Consider the following 841-nt stretch of genomic DNA (forward strand, 5'->3'; position numbering starts at 1 on the left):
AGTCCGGATTGGAGTCTGCAACTCGACTCCATGAAGTCGGAATCGCTAGTAATCGTAGATCAGAATGCTACGGTGAATACGTTCCCGGGCCTTGTACACACCGCCCGTCACACCATGGGAGTGGGCTGCAAAAGAAGTGGGTAGTTTAACCTTTCGGGGAGGACGCTCACCACTTTGTGGTTCATGACTGGGGTGAAGTCGTAACAAGGTAGCCCTAGGGGAACCTGGGGCTGGATCACCTCCTTATATACGAAGATTTTCACGATGAGTACCCACACAGATTGATTAGGTTTAAAAAGTAAAAGAGACGATATTGGGTCTGTAGCTCAGCTGGTTAGAGCGCTCGCCTGATAAGCGGGAGGTCGGTGGTTCAAGTCCACTCAGACCCACCAATCCTTTTTAGGTTTGGAACAATATCGACAAACACMGATGGGGCTATAGCTCAGCTGGGAGAGCGCCTGCCTTGCACGCAGGAGGTCTGCGGTTCGATCCCGCATAGCTCCACCATCTTTAAGCACACTTCTTTGAAACATGAAGAATTAAGTGTTTTTAAAAATGGTTTCGAAAGCTTTATGTTTAGAAATWCWTGCTCTTTAACAATTTGGAAAGCTGACTGATTTGATTACTTACGAGTAACTCAAATCAAATTTAAAAGTTCTCAATGTTTATCTTCATTGATAAACACACAAACACATTCAAGTGTCTTGTATTCGGAACAATGTTTACATTGTTCCATTATTGAGTCCGGCAAACAGTCATTGAGAATTAACCCTTCTTAATGACAACCAAAAACCTTGGTTAGTTGCCATACAYAAGACCCTTTCGGGTTGTATGGTTAAGT

At 44.1% G+C, this 841-nt stretch carries 2 tRNA genes and 1 rRNA gene; all 3 read left to right on the forward strand.

From position 1 onward, the window contains the following. Positions 1 to 246: ribosomal RNA gene (locus tag L4C39_RS20135) — 16S ribosomal RNA — on the forward strand; the annotation flags it as partial. Positions 247 to 315: 69 nt separating this feature from the next. After that, positions 316 to 392 (forward strand) — tRNA-Ile (locus tag L4C39_RS20140). Positions 393 to 431: 39 nt separating this feature from the next. After that, positions 432 to 507: transfer RNA gene (locus L4C39_RS20145), tRNA-Ala, on the forward strand. Positions 508 to 841: the final 334 nt, after the last annotated feature.

The sequence above is a fragment of the Vibrio clamense genome (genome assembly GCF_050337905.1).
GTDB lineage: Bacteria > Pseudomonadota > Gammaproteobacteria > Enterobacterales > Vibrionaceae > Vibrio > Vibrio cortegadensis.